The organism is Elizabethkingia sp. YR214 (assembly GCF_003058195.1).
Taxonomy (GTDB): domain Bacteria; phylum Bacteroidota; class Bacteroidia; order Flavobacteriales; family Weeksellaceae; genus Elizabethkingia.
This window is the reverse complement of sequence record NZ_QBUH01000003.1, coordinates 135,935-150,301: the sequence shown is the minus strand read 5'-3', so window position 1 is coordinate 150,301 and position 14,367 is coordinate 135,935. Positions and strand designations below refer to the sequence as shown.

17 protein-coding genes and 5 tRNA genes are annotated in these 14,367 nt (G+C 36.1%); 3 read left to right on the top strand and 19 right to left on the bottom strand.

Features of this window, described 5'->3' with window-relative positions; all coding sequences use genetic code 11:
- Positions 1 to 64: 64 nt before the first annotated feature.
- The 4 genes from nadA to C8J95_RS06765 all read right to left on the bottom strand — a co-directional run bounded on the left by nadA (position 65) and on the right by C8J95_RS06765 (position 3,455).
- The gene (gene nadA, locus C8J95_RS06780) at positions 65 to 1,081 is read right to left on the bottom strand and encodes a quinolinate synthase NadA (protein ID WP_059326050.1); all 1,017 of its coding nucleotides are present in this window, start codon (positions 1,079 to 1,081) and stop codon (positions 65 to 67) included.
- 41 nt (positions 1,082 to 1,122) lie between these two features.
- On the bottom strand, positions 1,123 to 1,686 hold the full coding sequence (gmk, locus tag C8J95_RS06775; protein WP_107807697.1) for a guanylate kinase: 564 nt from the start codon (positions 1,684 to 1,686) through the stop codon (positions 1,123 to 1,125).
- 62 nt (positions 1,687 to 1,748) lie between these two features.
- Positions 1,749 to 2,516 carry a methyltransferase domain-containing protein gene (locus C8J95_RS06770; protein WP_107807696.1) on the bottom strand — a complete coding sequence of 256 codons (768 nt, stop codon included), beginning with the start codon at positions 2,514 to 2,516 and terminating at the stop codon, positions 1,749 to 1,751.
- An 81-nt stretch (positions 2,517 to 2,597) separates the two neighbouring features.
- Positions 2,598 to 3,455 carry a YicC/YloC family endoribonuclease gene (locus tag C8J95_RS06765; RefSeq protein ID WP_065081114.1) on the bottom strand — a complete coding sequence of 286 codons (858 nt, stop codon included), beginning with the start codon at positions 3,453 to 3,455 and terminating at the stop codon, positions 2,598 to 2,600.
- A 246-nt stretch (positions 3,456 to 3,701) separates the two neighbouring features.
- Between C8J95_RS06765 and lpxK the strand changes: the two genes are divergently transcribed.
- Positions 3,702 to 4,733, top strand: a complete 1,032-nt coding sequence (gene lpxK, locus C8J95_RS06760) for a tetraacyldisaccharide 4'-kinase (protein WP_107807695.1) — start codon at positions 3,702 to 3,704, stop codon at positions 4,731 to 4,733.
- A 165-nt stretch (positions 4,734 to 4,898) separates the two neighbouring features.
- On the opposite strand, the gene rplL is transcribed toward lpxK, so the two are convergent.
- The 5 genes from rplL to C8J95_RS06735 all read right to left on the bottom strand — a co-directional run bounded on the left by rplL (position 4,899) and on the right by C8J95_RS06735 (position 8,638).
- Complete coding sequence (rplL, locus tag C8J95_RS06755) at positions 4,899 to 5,267, bottom strand: 50S ribosomal protein L7/L12 (RefSeq protein ID WP_034869608.1); 369 nt, start codon at positions 5,265 to 5,267, stop codon at positions 4,899 to 4,901.
- Positions 5,268 to 5,317: 50 nt separating this feature from the next.
- Positions 5,318 to 5,905, bottom strand: a complete 588-nt coding sequence (rplJ, locus tag C8J95_RS06750; protein WP_045182229.1) for a 50S ribosomal protein L10 — start codon at positions 5,903 to 5,905, stop codon at positions 5,318 to 5,320.
- Positions 5,906 to 5,918: 13 nt separating this feature from the next.
- Complete coding sequence (gene rplA, locus C8J95_RS06745) at positions 5,919 to 6,611, bottom strand: 50S ribosomal protein L1 (RefSeq protein WP_059156759.1); 693 nt, start codon at positions 6,609 to 6,611, stop codon at positions 5,919 to 5,921.
- 11 nt (positions 6,612 to 6,622) lie between these two features.
- Positions 6,623 to 7,066, bottom strand: a complete 444-nt coding sequence (gene rplK, locus C8J95_RS06740; RefSeq protein WP_009085663.1) for a 50S ribosomal protein L11 — start codon at positions 7,064 to 7,066, stop codon at positions 6,623 to 6,625.
- Positions 7,067 to 7,228: 162 nt separating this feature from the next.
- The gene (locus tag C8J95_RS06735; protein WP_107807694.1) at positions 7,229 to 8,638 is read right to left on the bottom strand and encodes an MFS transporter; all 1,410 of its coding nucleotides are present in this window, start codon (positions 8,636 to 8,638) and stop codon (positions 7,229 to 7,231) included.
- Positions 8,639 to 8,716: 78 nt separating this feature from the next.
- Between C8J95_RS06735 and C8J95_RS06730 the strand changes: the two genes are divergently transcribed.
- Positions 8,717 to 9,088 carry a helix-turn-helix domain-containing protein gene (locus C8J95_RS06730; protein WP_024564732.1) on the top strand — a complete coding sequence of 124 codons (372 nt, stop codon included), beginning with the start codon at positions 8,717 to 8,719 and terminating at the stop codon, positions 9,086 to 9,088.
- Positions 9,089 to 9,355: 267 nt separating this feature from the next.
- Positions 9,356 to 9,961, top strand: coding sequence for an OmpW family protein (locus tag C8J95_RS06725; protein WP_107807693.1), 606 nt, complete (start codon positions 9,356 to 9,358; stop codon positions 9,959 to 9,961).
- Between the two features lie 305 nt (positions 9,962 to 10,266).
- On the opposite strand, the gene nusG is transcribed toward C8J95_RS06725, so the two are convergent.
- The 10 genes from nusG to C8J95_RS06675 form a co-directional block, all read right to left on the bottom strand.
- Entirely contained in the window at positions 10,267 to 10,809 is a 543-nt protein-coding gene (gene nusG, locus C8J95_RS06720) for a transcription termination/antitermination protein NusG (RefSeq protein ID WP_009085655.1), read from the bottom strand.
- A gap of 12 nt (positions 10,810 to 10,821) precedes the next feature.
- Positions 10,822 to 11,025, bottom strand: a complete 204-nt coding sequence (secE, locus tag C8J95_RS06715; RefSeq protein WP_059326042.1) for a preprotein translocase subunit SecE — start codon at positions 11,023 to 11,025, stop codon at positions 10,822 to 10,824.
- 13 nt (positions 11,026 to 11,038) lie between these two features.
- Positions 11,039 to 11,109, bottom strand: a tRNA-Trp gene (locus C8J95_RS06710).
- Between the two features lie 52 nt (positions 11,110 to 11,161).
- Entirely contained in the window at positions 11,162 to 12,349 is a 1,188-nt protein-coding gene (gene tuf, locus C8J95_RS06705) for an elongation factor Tu (RefSeq protein WP_034869614.1), read from the bottom strand.
- Between the two features lie 228 nt (positions 12,350 to 12,577).
- Positions 12,578 to 12,649 (bottom strand) — tRNA-Thr (locus C8J95_RS06700).
- A 47-nt stretch (positions 12,650 to 12,696) separates the two neighbouring features.
- A tRNA-Gly gene (locus C8J95_RS06695) sits at positions 12,697 to 12,769 on the bottom strand.
- 88 nt (positions 12,770 to 12,857) lie between these two features.
- Positions 12,858 to 12,940 (bottom strand) — tRNA-Tyr (locus tag C8J95_RS06690).
- 20 nt (positions 12,941 to 12,960) lie between these two features.
- Positions 12,961 to 13,034 (bottom strand) — tRNA-Thr (locus C8J95_RS06685).
- 113 nt (positions 13,035 to 13,147) lie between these two features.
- Entirely contained in the window at positions 13,148 to 13,438 is a 291-nt protein-coding gene (locus tag C8J95_RS06680; RefSeq protein ID WP_107807692.1) for an HPF/RaiA family ribosome-associated protein, read from the bottom strand.
- Entirely contained in the window at positions 13,435 to 14,325 is an 891-nt protein-coding gene (locus tag C8J95_RS06675; RefSeq protein WP_107807691.1) for a tyrosine-type recombinase/integrase, read from the bottom strand. The genes C8J95_RS06680 and C8J95_RS06675 overlap by 4 nt, the downstream gene beginning before the upstream one ends.
- Positions 14,326 to 14,367 lie beyond the last annotated feature (42 nt).

The window sequence follows — 14,367 nt, the reverse complement described above, 5'->3', positions numbered from 1 at the left end:
TAAAAAAGTTTTGCCAATTACTGAACAAAACTTTTTTAATATTTTTTAATAGTTTGTTTGAATCTTATTTTATGCTCTTCGACAGATCCAGCATCGCTTCAATTGGCTTTAATGCCTTTAAACGCAATTCTTCGTCAATTAAAATCTCTGGTAATTCATACTTCATACACAGGTATAATTTTTCCATTGTATTTCTTTTCATATAGAAACATTCGGAGCAATTACAACTTTCATCGAATACCAATGCCGGAATTAAGGTTTTATGCGGTGCACGTTTTTTCATTTCATGCAGAATTCCTTCTTCCGTAGCAATAATAAATTCTTGACAATCGTCTTTTTGTACATAATCTAACAACGCAGAAGTAGATCCGATAAAGTGAGCTAAATCCAGTACCGGTGTTTCACTTTCCGGATGGGCTATAAGCTTTGCATTAGGATGATCTGCCAATTGTTTTGCAATACGTTCCATTGAAAATGCTTCGTGTACTATACAGCTCCCATCCCACAAGATCATATCTCGTCCTGTCTTTTTAGACAGATATCTTCCCAGATTTTTGTCCGGAGCAAAGATAATCGGGCGATCTGTTGGCAGAGCGTTGATAATTGTTTCAGCATTGGAGCTTGTTACAATAATATCACTCTCTGCTTTAGTCTCAGCATTACAATTGATATAAGTAGCAATTAAAGCATTCGGATGCTTTTCACGCATTTTACGAAGTCCTTCTCCACTACAACCATCGGCTAATGAGCAGCCTGCTAATGTATCTGGTAAAACAACTTTTTTAGTAGGGTTAAGGATTTTTGCAGCCTCTGCCATAAAATGTACTCCACAAAAAGCAATCATGTCGGCATTCGTTTCTTTTGCCTGACGTGCTAATTGCAAAGAATCTCCTAAGAAATCAGCTATATCCTGAATCTCTCCCGGCTGGTAGTAATGAGCCAGAATAACTGCATTCTTTTCTTTCTTCAAATCCAGAATAGCTTGTTTCAGCTCTTCTCCCTGAGGAATAATCAGATCCTTATATTTTAAAAATCCCTGTACAGGAAGATTGGATTTTGCTTGTTCCAGCGTTTCGTTCATAAGTAACGTGTTCTTTATTGTATAGTTAAAGGTACTAATTTTTATGCTTTAATGAATGCCTGAATCAGCTCTTCAATTTCTTCTTTTGCTTTTTCGAGATCATCATTTACCACTACTTTATCAAAGTCCTTTGCATAGGCCATCTCTTCTTCAGCTTTAGCAACACGGATTTTAATAGTTTCTGCATCTTCCGTGTTTCTTTTAATTAGTCTTTGCTCCAGCTCCTCAATGGAAGGCGGTGCAATGAATATAGATAGAGCTTGTTCTCCAAATATCTTTTTCAGATTAACACCTCCCTTTACATCTACATCAAATATAACTACGTTTCCGTAGTTCCATATTCTTTCTACTTCTGTTTTCAGCGTACCATAATACTTATCAGTATATACTTCTTCAAATTCTACAAATGCATTTTCAGCTATTTTCTGTCTGAAATCCTCTGGTGTATGGAAGAAATAATCTATTCCGTGTTTTTCTTCTCCACGAGGAGCACGGGTTGTTGCAGAAATTGAAAATTGGAGTTTAGGAAATTGTCCTAAACAATGCTTTACCAATGTAGTTTTGCCACTTCCTGATGGCGCTGAAAATATGATTACTTTATTCATTATATTGTATTGATTGATCGTATGAAACGGTCAATAATCGTTATTACTTTTCTTTTATTTTTTTAGCTTAAGATACCGGACATCAGTATTCTTTTGAAGGGATAAAATACAGGCGATTCCGGGAATTCTATACGTAACCGGTTAATATACTCGTCTTTGAACTGTTCCTGTAAGTGCTCCGGAAGTTTTTCCATATAGGGAATCAATGCCGTACCTGATGTCCACTCATATAGAGCATCTGCATTTGGAAGGATGTGTGGATATATTTTTTCGAAGACACAGATATCACTAAGACCATTTTCGAAAAAGATTTTACCATAATCTTCTATCTTTAGCACAGTCAATGGTCTAACCCATGAGTTCAATGCTTCTTTGTATGGAGATTCGGATGCAAGATCTCTTATCAGTCTGTGTGTAAAATGATCATGATTGGAAGGGATTTGTATTGCTACCTGCCCGCCTTTTTCAAGCAAGCCAATCACCTTAGGAAAAACTATTTCATGCTCGTTCAGCCATTGCAATGCTGCATTGGAAAAAACCAGATCATACTTCTCTCCATCAGAAAGAGCTTGTTCTATATCTCTTTGCTGAAAGTGAAGATCATCTTCTGCATAAGCTCTCGCTTTTTGCAACATCTCGGCAGAAGAATCAATACCCAGGACTTTGCTTCCGGGTAATTCTTTTGCCAGTTTGGCTGTCAGCTCTCCCGTTCCACATCCAAGATCTATAACTTTCAGGTTTTCTTTCACCTGAACCAAACTTAGCAGATCGTAGAAAGGTAGATAACGTTCATTTTTAAATTTCTCGTAAATATCCGGATTCCATGCCATAACACTATTCTTTTATGTTTTATATTCTGTTAGCCCGGTAAAAAGCTCTTCCATTATAGAAGAGCTGATTATATCAGTATTCTAAAGTACGTTAAGACTTTGTTCTTTAATTTTTTCTAAATCATCCTTCATCTGTACTACCAGCTTCTGGATTTCCTGATGATTTGCTTTAGAACCCAAAGTATTAATTTCACGGCCTATTTCCTGAGAGATAAATCCTAGTTTCTTACCATTATTATCCTCTTCATTCAGTACCTCAGTAAAATATTTGCAGTGTTGAGCCAATCTCACTTTTTCTTCGGAAATATCAAGCTTTTCTACATAGTAAGTCAGTTCCTGATAGAAACGACTTTCATCCACATCTCTGAAATCCTTAAGATTGTTTAGCATTCTTTCTTTGGTCACCTCTATTCTTGCCTCTTCAAAGGGAGCGACAAGGGTAAGGTTGTTTTCAATATTTTTAACATAAGACCTAAGTTCAGTTTCCAGAGATTTACCTTCTGTAATTCTGAAGTCTATAAAGTTATCGATGGCTTTTTCTATAATCAACAACAATTCGCTCCATTCTTCTTCGGTAAGTTCTGAATTGGATGTAGAAACAGCATCAGGAAGCTTTGTTGCAATTTTAAGAAGTTCTACTCTGTCAGCAGCTGTAACGATATCTGAAAGTTCGTCCATGTAGGCTCTGATAACATCTTTATTAAGAGTTGTATCGGTCTTACCATCGATAATTTCTACGTTTAAATAGAAATCCACTTTACCACGAACTATTCTTTCGCTTAATATTTTACGGATATCAAATTCTTTTTCTTTATAGCGAAAAGGAATTTTAAGATTTAAGTCGAAACCTTTACTGTTTAGCGACTTTACGTCAATACTTATCTTCTTGCCTCCGCATATACCTTCTGCTCTGCCGAAGCCTGTCATAGATAAAATCATATTCTTAGATTTTTGCAAATATACGAATGAATATAGCAATGTATCGCTTTCGTTCTGTACAATATAATACAGAAGATTAAATTCAAACTACAAGCCCATCTCAATTCACACTTCAATTAAATATGAAAAGCTCTTACAGCAGGCAATATCAGACGTTCGGAGATATTTAACGTAATGATATACAAACTATTTAAATTCATCTTTCAGAGTCCTAAATATTGATAATAAAGTTCTATTTTTGCAGTTATGAAGAGATGGTACCTCTACCCTTTTTCTCTGGGCTATGGTTTTGTAACCTCTGTCCGGAATTTATTTTTTAATATAGGCATACTTTCCAGCAAAAAATTCCGTACTCCAATTATAGGCGTGGGTAATCTTTCTGTGGGTGGAACCGGTAAGTCTCCAATCGTTATGTATCTGGCAGATATTCTCTCCAAACATCAGAAGCGCACCGGAGTTTTATCACGTGGCTACGGACGACATACCAAAGGCTATGAAGTCGTGAACTACGAATCTACCTATAAACTGGTTGGAGATGAAGCAATGCAGTTGTTCGAACGTTTTAAAAACCGCATTGTTATCGCTGTTTGTGAAGACCGTGTTTTTGGCGCAAGAAAACTAATAGAAGATATGGATCTTAATGTTCTTGTATTGGATGACAGCTATCAGCATCGTTATATAAAGCCGGGCTTCAATATTTTATTGACAGATTATTCGGACCCTTTCTTTAAAGACTTTGTACTCCCTGCAGGAGATCTGCGCGAGTCCAGAAGTGGCTATAAAAGGGCAAATATGATTCTGGTAACAAAATGTCCTGAAGATTTGACAGAGGAAAAGAAGCAATATTATATTTCCAGAATAAAACCACAGTACGGTCAGAAAGTGTTTTTCACCTCCATTGATTATGCAGATGAAGTATACTCTAAAGACAAATATTTACCAACAAACAACTTAGACTATTACGATATTCTACTAATTACAGGAATTGCAAATCCTAAACACTTGCTAAAAGAACTAAGCAAATATTCACAGCGCGTAAAGCATCTTAAATTCAAGGATCATCATTCATTTACTGAAGAAGATATTAAGAAAATTGCCAGTGAGTATAAAAAGCTGGGCGAATATAAACTGATCTTAACCACTGAAAAAGATTATGTTCGTCTGAAGACTTTCGATTACCTTCGGGACAAACTCTATTATTGGCCCATAAATGTGGTTATAGACAAGAAAAATGAATTTAATGAGATGATACTGGCATATTCTGAAAAGAAGCAGTAATAACACCTTATATAAAGCTATAATAAAATCCTTACTCCAATGAAGTAAGGATTTATTTTTTGTTCTTTCATCATATAAGACACTAATAAGTAAACTTTATAATGTTATGTTCATAAACAAAAAAAGACCGCTTTGCAGCAGTCTTTTTTTTGTATGTAAAATGAATTATTTCAATTCAACTTCAGCACCAGCTTCTTCAAGTTGCTTCTTAAGAGCTTCTGCTTCGTCTTTAGATACACCTTCTTTGATTGCAGCCGGAGCTCCATCAACGATATCTTTAGCTTCTTTAAGACCAGCACCAGTTAAATCTTTAACTAATTTAACGATAGCTAATTTAGAAGCACCTGCAGACTTAAGAATTACGTCGAATTCAGTCTTTTCTTCAGCAGCTTCACCAGCTCCACCAGCAGCTACAACTACAGCAGCAGCAGCAGGCTCAATTCCGTACTCATCCTTAAGGATAGCAGCTAATTCGTTTACGTCTTTTACAGTAAGGTTAACAAGCGTTTCCGCTAAATTTTTTAAATCTGACATTTTTAAATGTTTTAAATTGTTGAACGATTATATTTTTTCTTGAGTGTCTATTATTCAGCACTTGCTTCAGGAGCGTCAGTGCTTTCAGCTGCTGCCTCAGGAGCAACTGTTTCTTCAACTGCAGGAGCTGCTGCTTCTTCAGCTTTAGCTTCAACAGTTTCTGGTTTGTTCTGTAGAGCAGAAACAACTCTCTGGATTGGAGACTGAAGTAATCCGATGATTTCTCCGATCATTTCCTCTCTAGACTTGATGTTAGCTAGAGCAGATAATTGGTTATCTCCGATATAGAAAGTTTCTTGCAAATAAGCAGATTTCAAAGCTGGTTTCTCAGCATTCTTTCTGAAACCTTGGATAAGTTTTGCAGGAGCGTTTGCAGTATCAGCAATCATTAAAGTAGAGTTACCTTTGAATGTTTCAAACATCTCAGAATAATCTATCCCTTCGATTTGCTCCATTGCTTTTTGAAGCAATGTATTTTTTACTACTCTTAATTGAACGTTGTTTTTGAAAGCTTGTCTTCTGAAATCTGAAGTCTGAGAAGCATTCAATCCTTCAAGATCAGCTACATAAACAGCTTTTGCGTCTTGTAGCAATTCTTTGATCTCTTGTATTACTAGTACTTTTTCTTCTTTAGTCATTGTTCTTCAGATTTTAGTTTACAGATTTAGAATCAATCGCAATACCTGGACTCATTGTAGAAGAGATATAGATACTCTTTACATAAGTTCCTTTAGCAGCAGTTGGCTTCAATTTAAGTAACGTCTGGATTAATTCCTGAGCGTTTTCTCTGATTTTTTCAGCATCGAAAGATACTTTACCAATTGCAGCATGGATAATACCATATTTATCTACTTTAAAATCAATTTTACCAGACTTCACTTCAGATACAGCCTTACCAACTTCTAAAGTTACAGTTCCTGATTTAGGGTTTGGCATTAAACCTCTTGGACCTAATACACGTCCTAATGGACCTAATTTACCCATTACAGCTGGCATAGTAACGATAACGTCAACATCTGTCCAACCTCCTTTGATTTTATCTAAATATTCGTCAAGACCTACATAGTCAGCACCAGCAGCTTTAGCTTCTGCTTCTTTATCTGGAGTTACAAGAGCAAGAACTCTTACATCTTTACCAGTACCGTGAGGAAGAGATACAACACCTCTTACCATTTGGTTAGCTTTTCTTGGGTCTACGCCTAATCTTACGGCGATATCTACTGAAGCGTCGAACTTAGCAGTGTTTACTTCTTTTACTAAAGCAGAAGCTTCTTCTAAAGAGTATACTTTGTTTTTTTCGATTTTGCTTGCAGCTTCTTTTTGTTTTTTTGTCAATGTTGCCATGAAATCAATTTTTAAGCGTTAAACGGATTTGTACCTGTTACTTTAAGACCCATAGATCTTGCAGTACCTGCAACCATACTTACAGCAGACTCCATTGTGAAGCAATTAAGATCCGACATTTTGTCCTCTGCTATTTTCTTAACTTGATCCCAAGAAACACTTCCTACTTTATTTCTGTTTGGTTCTCCGGAACCTCCCTTGATTTTAGCCGCATCCATTAATTGGATTGCTGCAGGTGGAGTTTTGATTACGAATTCAAAAGACTTGTCCTCGTAAACTGTAATTACTACAGGTAAAACTTGCCCTGGCTTATCTTGAGTTCTTCCGTTAAATTGCTTACAAAACTCCATGATGTTAACACCTGCAGAACCTAAAGCAGGTCCTACTGGTGGAGAAGGGTTTGCTGCACCTCCTTTCACCTGAAGCTTTACCATTTTAAAGACTTTCTTTGCCATTTTAGCTTTTTTAAAATTTTAAATTTATAATGTGGAAGCATTTATAAATCAGAGGATTAACATTCTCACATGGTTAATCCTACTATTTGGACTGCAAAATTATAAATTATTTTTGAATTAGCAATACGTAATAACCTAAAAATCAAAAAGATTTTATTTTTTTTATTCATTAACTCGATTTCTCCTGCTACTCAGGAATAAAAATATTCCGCCAACGATAATTAATGATGCTATATTGGCATAAGTACTGTAATGATAGGCAACTGTTGCTTTCAAAATATCACCCTCCTGCCCTAGTAAACGAAAGAAAATTCCGCCAATAATACTTACACCCAAGGCTATTGAAACTTGCTGTACGGTTAAATACACTCCGGAGGCAGAAGCAGTAAGGTCCGAAGAAATCTTGCGAAGTGCCATAGTCATCATAGATGGCAGCATAGTTCCGCATCCTATCCCATATAAGAATAGTATGAAGTAAATTAAAAAACTGCTGATATGCTCACTTGTAAAGTAGCAGATATGAAGCACCAAAGCCACGATCATAATACAGCTTCCGCCAAGCATCACTTTATAATCGTATTTCATAACCATCCTTACTGAGAATAGTGAAGCAATAAAATAACCGACTCCCTGCAGCACAAACATATTACCTACACGTACAGAGGAAAGGTTCAGATGACTTTGCAGATAAATAGCATTTAGAAAAAAATAAGAATCCTGAGCAATATAATAGAACACTGCTGCCAGTATACCAATATTGAATTCTTTAAGCGAGAAAAGACTAACATCAATCAGAACCGGATTTTGTTTTGTAAGTCTGTACTTTTCATATAAATAGAATAGAAGCAGAATAACAAAGGAAAACATTAGCATTACAATACTCCATACTGGCCAATGCAACTCTCCACCGACAATGAGTGGGTAAATTAAGGTTATCAAAAAGACAGTTAATAAAAGTAATCCAAAACCATCAAAAGATTTTTGTTTGATAACCGGTACTTTTTTTAATTTTAAAATACTCAGAACAAAAGCAATTCCACCTAAAGGGATATTGATCATAAAAATAAGCCGCCAGCCTTCAATTCCCCAAATATTCAATTCCGGTAAAAAACCTCCTAGAAATTGTCCAATAACCGAAGCCGCTCCCGCAATACTTCCATAAATTCCAAAAGCCTTTGTGCGGTCCTTAAAGTCTGGAAAAACATAAGGAATCATTCCAACACCTTGTGGCACCATAAAAGCAGCGCTTACTCCCTGAAAAAATCTAAATATATTGAGCTGAAATGTAGTTTGTGCAATGCTGCAAAAAAGAGAAAATATTGTAAACAGCAACATTCCCCATGCATATACTTTTTTCTTACCCCATGTATTGCCGGCAATACTACCTGTTATAAGAAATGCGGCGTACCCCAGAACATAAGCAACAATAATAAACATAGCACCGGAATTAGTTCCGTTCAGACTTTCCTTTATACTTGGTACAGCAACATTCACTACAAACAGGTCTATTACAGCTAAAAATATACTCATGGACAGCAACAGCAAAACACCAATATTTCTAAAACTTTTCATAATTTTATATATAAATTTGCTGCAATTATAGCATTGAAAAGGTGCCAAAGTCAAGTAGGTAAAAAAACAATACATAGTATGGAAAACAGTACTAATCCAGAGAATGAGTGTATTACATATTCAGAAAAATCAGAAAAAAATTATGATGCCCTCAATACTCTTCAGCTGATTAGTGGTAAGTGGAAGATATTAATAATGAAATCTATTGCCGAAAGCTGTCCTAAAAGATTTGGGGAACTTCGGAAAGATATGGATTCGATGTCTCAGGGAACACTTACCACCCAATTACGCGAATTGGAAGAGAACGGACTTATATGCCGTAAAATATATGCAGAAGTACCACCCAAAGTAGAGTATAAACTCAGTAACCTGGGAATAACTCTGCTCCCTATTATCTCTGAACTGGAAAACTGGTGGCAGGATTATTCACTTTGTATAAAAAACAAATAGAAAACACAACATTAATTTATATAAGACCTTCTGTAGAGAAGGTCTTTTTTTAGTCATTTATTAAGAATTATCTCACTAGTTGAAAACCAAAAAATGTAAAAGTTAAAACTTATATCTGACCTATAACTACTGATTCAAATTTTCTTTAGTAGAAAAACTTCTATTGCATGATTTTCAGCACATGATTATTCCCTATGAAAAATATCATTAAACAACCACTATAATTAATATATAATTTAGCACTGTAAACAATGAATTATTTAAAAGATGAACAAGTATTTTATTTTAGCAGGATTATTTTTATCAGTGGGAGCGAGCGCTCAGAGCTGGCAGGTAAGATTAAGAGGAATTAGCGTTCAGCCTAATGAGAAATCTACTATTGATGTAATCGGGGGAAATGCAAATGTTTCCAACTCTTATATTCCTGAAGTGGATTTCACCTATTTTTTCAATAAGAATATCGCAGCAGAATTAATTCTGGGAACTACAAAGCATAATGTAAATGCTGAGAACACTTCTTTGGGAAATGTAAATCTGGGTAGCGTATGGTTGTTGCCACCAACTCTTACACTTCAATACCACTTCTATCCGACAAAAACAATAAAGCCATATGTAGGTGCTGGTATTAACTATACTTTCTTCTACAGTTCCAAGCCTGGTGATGTTACCCATGTGGATTACAAAAACAATGCAGGTTTTGCATTACAGGGAGGTATAGATTATATGATCAATGATAAGTTTTTTGTCAACTTCGATATGAAAAAGATATTCCTGAAAACTGATGTAACAGTAGATGCTTCCGGAACTAATATTCCTGCAAAAGTAACATTGGACCCATTCTTATGGGGATTTGGTGTGGGAATGAAATTTTAGATGAACTAAACTCGCTATTTATAAATATCAATAGCCAATGCTATTCAGTTACCAACGACTTTAAGATAAGTAATAGCAAAAATTCAAGGACATTTTTAAGAGTTAAAACTGGCTAATTGATAGAAAGGCTGTCTCAGGATACTGATGACAGTCTTTTTATTTCTACCATACTATATTAATTCCGAACATAGATATAATCTACGTTAGATCTTGAAACAGCTCGTGCCATAGAATACAAAACAAGATAACAAACGGACATAAAAAAACCGAAAGCATAACTTTCGGTTTATATATTTTCAAGAACCTTAGTTCTTTTCTACTTGCATGTAGTTTAGTTCTAGTGGAGTCTTTCTTCCGAAGATAAGAACCATAACTTCTAGTTTCTTTTTGTCTTCGTGGATCTTTTCGATTGTTCCGTTGAATCCGTTGAAAGGTCCGTCGATTACTTTTACATTCTCTCCTACTGTGTAAGGGATACCTGCATCTTGTGCAAACTCGGACAACTCATCCATTCTTCCAAGCATTTTGTTCACTTCAGCTTTACGCATCGGAACTGGATCTCCTCCTTTTGTTAAGCTTAAGAATGAAATCACTCCCGGAATGTTTTTAATGATGTGAGGAATCTCTCCAACAAGGTTTGCCTCAATCATAATATAACCTGGATAGTAAGGTCTCTCTTTTGGAACTTTCTTACCATTTCTCATCTGGATAACCTTCTCCATTGGTATTACTACCTGCGATACGTCTTTTTCCAGACTAAGTCTTTTAACTTCAGTTTCAATATAGTTCTTAACTTTATTTTCCTGACCACTGATAGCTTTTATGACATACCATTTCAATTCGCTCATAGAAAATAATTTTTAGTTAAAAGCACCAATTAATAGAGTATAAATATTCTTGATAGCCTCACTAAAAAGTGTATCTATCCCGAAAGTAAAAATAGCAAGCAGAATAGTAGCTATAGCAACTACCGTAGTAGAAGACTGCAACTGAGGCCACTTTGGCCATTCTACCTTATCTTTAAATTCTATGAAAGAATCTTTAAGAAAACTTATTAAACTCATCATTATTAATTTGCACGGGCACTAGGATTCGAACCCAGATCAACGGTTTTGGAGACCGGTATCCTACCATTGGACGATGCCCGTAGATTAAAAGCTCCGCAAGTTTCCTTGCGGAAGCTTTATATTATTTTAAATCTTAGTCTAAGATTTCAGTAACCTGACCAGCACCTACTGTTCTACCACCTTCTCTGATCGCGAATCTAAGTCCGTCGTTAAGAGCGATTGGTTGTAACAATTCTACAGTGATAGTTAAGTTATCACCAGGCATTACCATTTCTACACCTTCTGGTAAGAAGATTTCACCTGTAACGTCAGTAGTTCTTACATAGAACTGAGGACGGTATTTGTTGTGGAATGGAGTGTGACGTCCACCTTCTTCTTTAGAAAGGATATAAACCTCAGCTTTGAATTTCTTGTGTGGCTTAACTGAATCTTTCTTAGCGATAACCATACCTCTCTTGATGTCAGTTTTTTCAATACCTCTCAACAATAGACCTACGTTATCACCAGCTTCACCTCTGTCTAGGATTTTTCTAAACATCTCAACACCTGTAATAGTAGAAGTTAACTTCTCGTCACCCATACCTACGATGTCAACAGGATCACCTGTGTTAATTACACCAGCCTCAATTCTACCAGTTGCAACAGTACCTCTACCTGTAATAGAGAATACGTCTTCGATTGGCATAAGGAATGGCTTATCAGAATCTCTTACTGGTTGCTCGATCCAAGTATCAACAGCTTCCATTAGAGCATCTACAGTAGCTACCCATTTCTCATCTCCGTTAAGAGCACCAAGAGCAGAACCTTGAATTACTGGAGAGTTATCACCATCATATTCGTAAGTAGATAATAGATCTCTAAGTTCAAGCTCAACAAGCTCTAACAATTCTGGATCATCTACCATGTCAACTTTGTTCATGAACACAACAATTCTAGGTACGTTTACCTGACGGCAAAGTAGGATGTGTTCTCTAGTTTGAGGCATAGGACCATCTGTAGCAGCACATACTAAGATAGCTCCGTCCATTTGAGCAGCACCAGTTACCATGTTTTTTACATAGTCGGCGTGACCTGGACAGTCAACGTGAGCATAGTGTCTGTTTTCAGTTTCATACTCGATGTGTGCAGTATTGATAGTAATACCTCTTTCTTTTTCTTCAGGTGCAGAGTCAATTGCAGAGAAGTCTTTTTTCTCAGCAAGACCTTTATCTGATAATACTTTACTGATAGCAGCAGTCAAAGTAGTTTTACCATGGTCAACGTGACCAATAGTACCAATGTTAAGGTGTGGTTTGTTACGATTAAACGTTTCCTTTGCCATGATCTTAATGTTTAATTATTAACTAATTGATTTTTTTCAGTGTGCAAATATAGTCATTTTTTAGATAACAAAATTTTTTTTGAAAAATTTTATATCTATTTTATTCCTTAAAAAACACAAAAGGTTTTCTAAATACTTTCAAAAATCTTCTTAAAAACAAAAAGACTAAATGAGCTTTAACAAAAAACCCTCCCATTCATTAAGAGAAGACTTCCAATCTTTGCACTGAGCCAATATCGGGATTTGAACCCGAGGCCTCTTCCTTACCAAGGAAGCGCTCTACCCCTGAGCTATATCGGCAGGTAAAAAAAAATCACATTCCGCAAGGGTTTGTGATTTTTTTCTTGAGCGGAAGACGGGGGTCGAACCCGCGACATTCAGCTTGGAAGGCTGACGCTCTACCAACTGAGCTACTTCCGCTTATTAAGTTTTGAATATTTACGCCTGTTGGTAAGCGTTTGCAAATATACAACAAAAATTCAAAACTGCAAATTTTATTTAAAAATTGTGGGGAGAGCAGGATTCGAACCTGCGAAGTCTCACGACAACGGAGTTACAGTCCGTCCCATTTGGCCGCTCTGGTATCTCCCCAGTTTTTTTTAAATATATTGAGCCTCCAGAGGGATTCGAACCCACGACCCCGAGATTACAAATCACGTGCTCTGGCCAACTGAGCTATGGAGGCAAAAGATTTCAAAAGAACAACTAATCTATATTTGTATCCGTTTTGCGAGTGCAAATATAGAACGTTTTTTTGAAATCTTCAAAATTATTTTAAACTTTTTTTCATTTTTTTTTCTACGCAGTTTCTTTTTTCTTGATTAACAGCTTTTTAGCCGCATCCACGCAACTGTCAATACTTTCCTCAAAACTTGCCGATGTTTTCTTAACAACGATATCTTCCCCCGGAATATCCAAAATAACCTCGGCAGTTTTATTTTCTTTATCCGCTGTATTTTCAACTTTCAAAAGAACTTTACATGCCTGAATTCTGTCATAGAATGTTTCCAGCTTGTTTACTTTTTTCTCAATATGTTCTTCTAACGGAGCATGAGGGGTTAATCCAAAGGATTGTACAGTAATTTTCATAATTCATCTTTTTTTGTGGCTCTTGGATGAGCCTGGTTAATCACTTTTTTCAACTGTTCAATACTTGCATTAGTGTACACTTGCGTACTTGCAAGGCTAGCATGACCTAAGATTTCTTTTACCGCGAATATCTCCGCACCGTTATCCAGCACATGTGTTGCGAAACTATGCCGAAGCATATGCGGGCTTTTCTTCTTCTTAGAACTAACATAACTAAGATAGAAGTTTACTTTGGAATAAACAAACTTTTCAGTCAGTTTCTTCCCTCTGTGATTGACAAAAAAGAGATGATTATAATCAGGTAGAGAATTCCTTTCCGTAAGGTATTCCTGAAGGATATTTTCCAGATCCGGAGACATCGGAATCTGTCTTTGTTTATTTCCTTTGCCATGTACTTTCAGGATCCGGCTGCTAAAATCCACATCATGAAACTGAAGTGTACACAATTCAGACTTTCTCATTCCGGTCTGATAAAGGGTTTCGATAATTGCTTTTGTAAGGATATCCGGCTTTTCTGTAAAAACCTGCTGTAGCTCCTCCATCTCTTCCTGAGACATCGGAATCTGCTTTTCGGCATAGAACTTTAAAGAATCTATTGCTTCCAGTGGTGATACTTTAATATCTCCTACCTTCATCAGGAACAAATAGTAGCTCCGCAGACTGGACAGTTTGCGATTTATACTTCTATTGGTAAGCTTTTTTTCGTTCAGAGATATAATAAAGTTCCGTACAATCTTTTTATCAACCCGTAACGTGTCTTCTATCCCTTCCGTATCCATGAGAAAAGCTATAAAATCATGGAGATCTTTTTTGTAACTCGTAACTGTGTTTTCCGAGTAGCGCTTCTCAACTCTTATATATTCGAGAAACTTATCTATGAGTGTCATAATAGCTATAAAATAAAATCACTTTCCAAATATAAACATTCG

What these genes read in the sequence shown, in the direction of transcription:
- nadA (WP_059326050.1), bottom strand. Translation starts at nt 1,081, where the DNA reads ATGAACGAAACGCTGGAACAAGCAAAATCCAATCTTCCTGTACAGGGA.
- gmk (WP_107807697.1), bottom strand. Translation starts at nt 1,686, where the DNA reads ATGAATAAAGTAATCATATTTTCAGCGCCATCAGGAAGTGGCAAAACT.
- C8J95_RS06770 (WP_107807696.1), bottom strand. Translation starts at nt 2,516, where the DNA reads ATGGCATGGAATCCGGATATTTACGAGAAATTTAAAAATGAACGTTAT.
- C8J95_RS06765 (WP_065081114.1), bottom strand. Translation starts at nt 3,455, where the DNA reads ATGATTTTATCTATGACAGGCTTCGGCAGAGCAGAAGGTATATGCGGA.
- lpxK (WP_107807695.1), top strand. Translation starts at nt 3,702, where the DNA reads ATGAAGAGATGGTACCTCTACCCTTTTTCTCTGGGCTATGGTTTTGTA.
- rplL (WP_034869608.1), bottom strand. Translation starts at nt 5,267, where the DNA reads ATGTCAGATTTAAAAAATTTAGCGGAAACGCTTGTTAACCTTACTGTA.
- rplJ (WP_045182229.1), bottom strand. Translation starts at nt 5,905, where the DNA reads ATGACTAAAGAAGAAAAAGTACTAGTAATACAAGAGATCAAAGAATTG.
- rplA (WP_059156759.1), bottom strand. Translation starts at nt 6,611, where the DNA reads ATGGCAACATTGACAAAAAAACAAAAAGAAGCTGCAAGCAAAATCGAA.
- rplK (WP_009085663.1), bottom strand. Translation starts at nt 7,066, where the DNA reads ATGGCAAAGAAAGTCTTTAAAATGGTAAAGCTTCAGGTGAAAGGAGGT.
- C8J95_RS06735 (WP_107807694.1), bottom strand. Translation starts at nt 8,638, where the DNA reads ATGAAAAGTTTTAGAAATATTGGTGTTTTGCTGTTGCTGTCCATGAGT.
- C8J95_RS06730 (WP_024564732.1), top strand. Translation starts at nt 8,717, where the DNA reads ATGGAAAACAGTACTAATCCAGAGAATGAGTGTATTACATATTCAGAA.
- C8J95_RS06725 (WP_107807693.1), top strand. Translation starts at nt 9,356, where the DNA reads ATGAACAAGTATTTTATTTTAGCAGGATTATTTTTATCAGTGGGAGCG.
- nusG (WP_009085655.1), bottom strand. Translation starts at nt 10,809, where the DNA reads ATGAGCGAATTGAAATGGTATGTCATAAAAGCTATCAGTGGTCAGGAA.
- secE (WP_059326042.1), bottom strand. Translation starts at nt 11,025, where the DNA reads ATGAGTTTAATAAGTTTTCTTAAAGATTCTTTCATAGAATTTAAAGAT.
- tuf (WP_034869614.1), bottom strand. Translation starts at nt 12,349, where the DNA reads ATGGCAAAGGAAACGTTTAATCGTAACAAACCACACCTTAACATTGGT.
- C8J95_RS06680 (WP_107807692.1), bottom strand. Translation starts at nt 13,438, where the DNA reads ATGAAAATTACTGTACAATCCTTTGGATTAACCCCTCATGCTCCGTTA.
- C8J95_RS06675 (WP_107807691.1), bottom strand. Translation starts at nt 14,325, where the DNA reads ATGACACTCATAGATAAGTTTCTCGAATATATAAGAGTTGAGAAGCGC.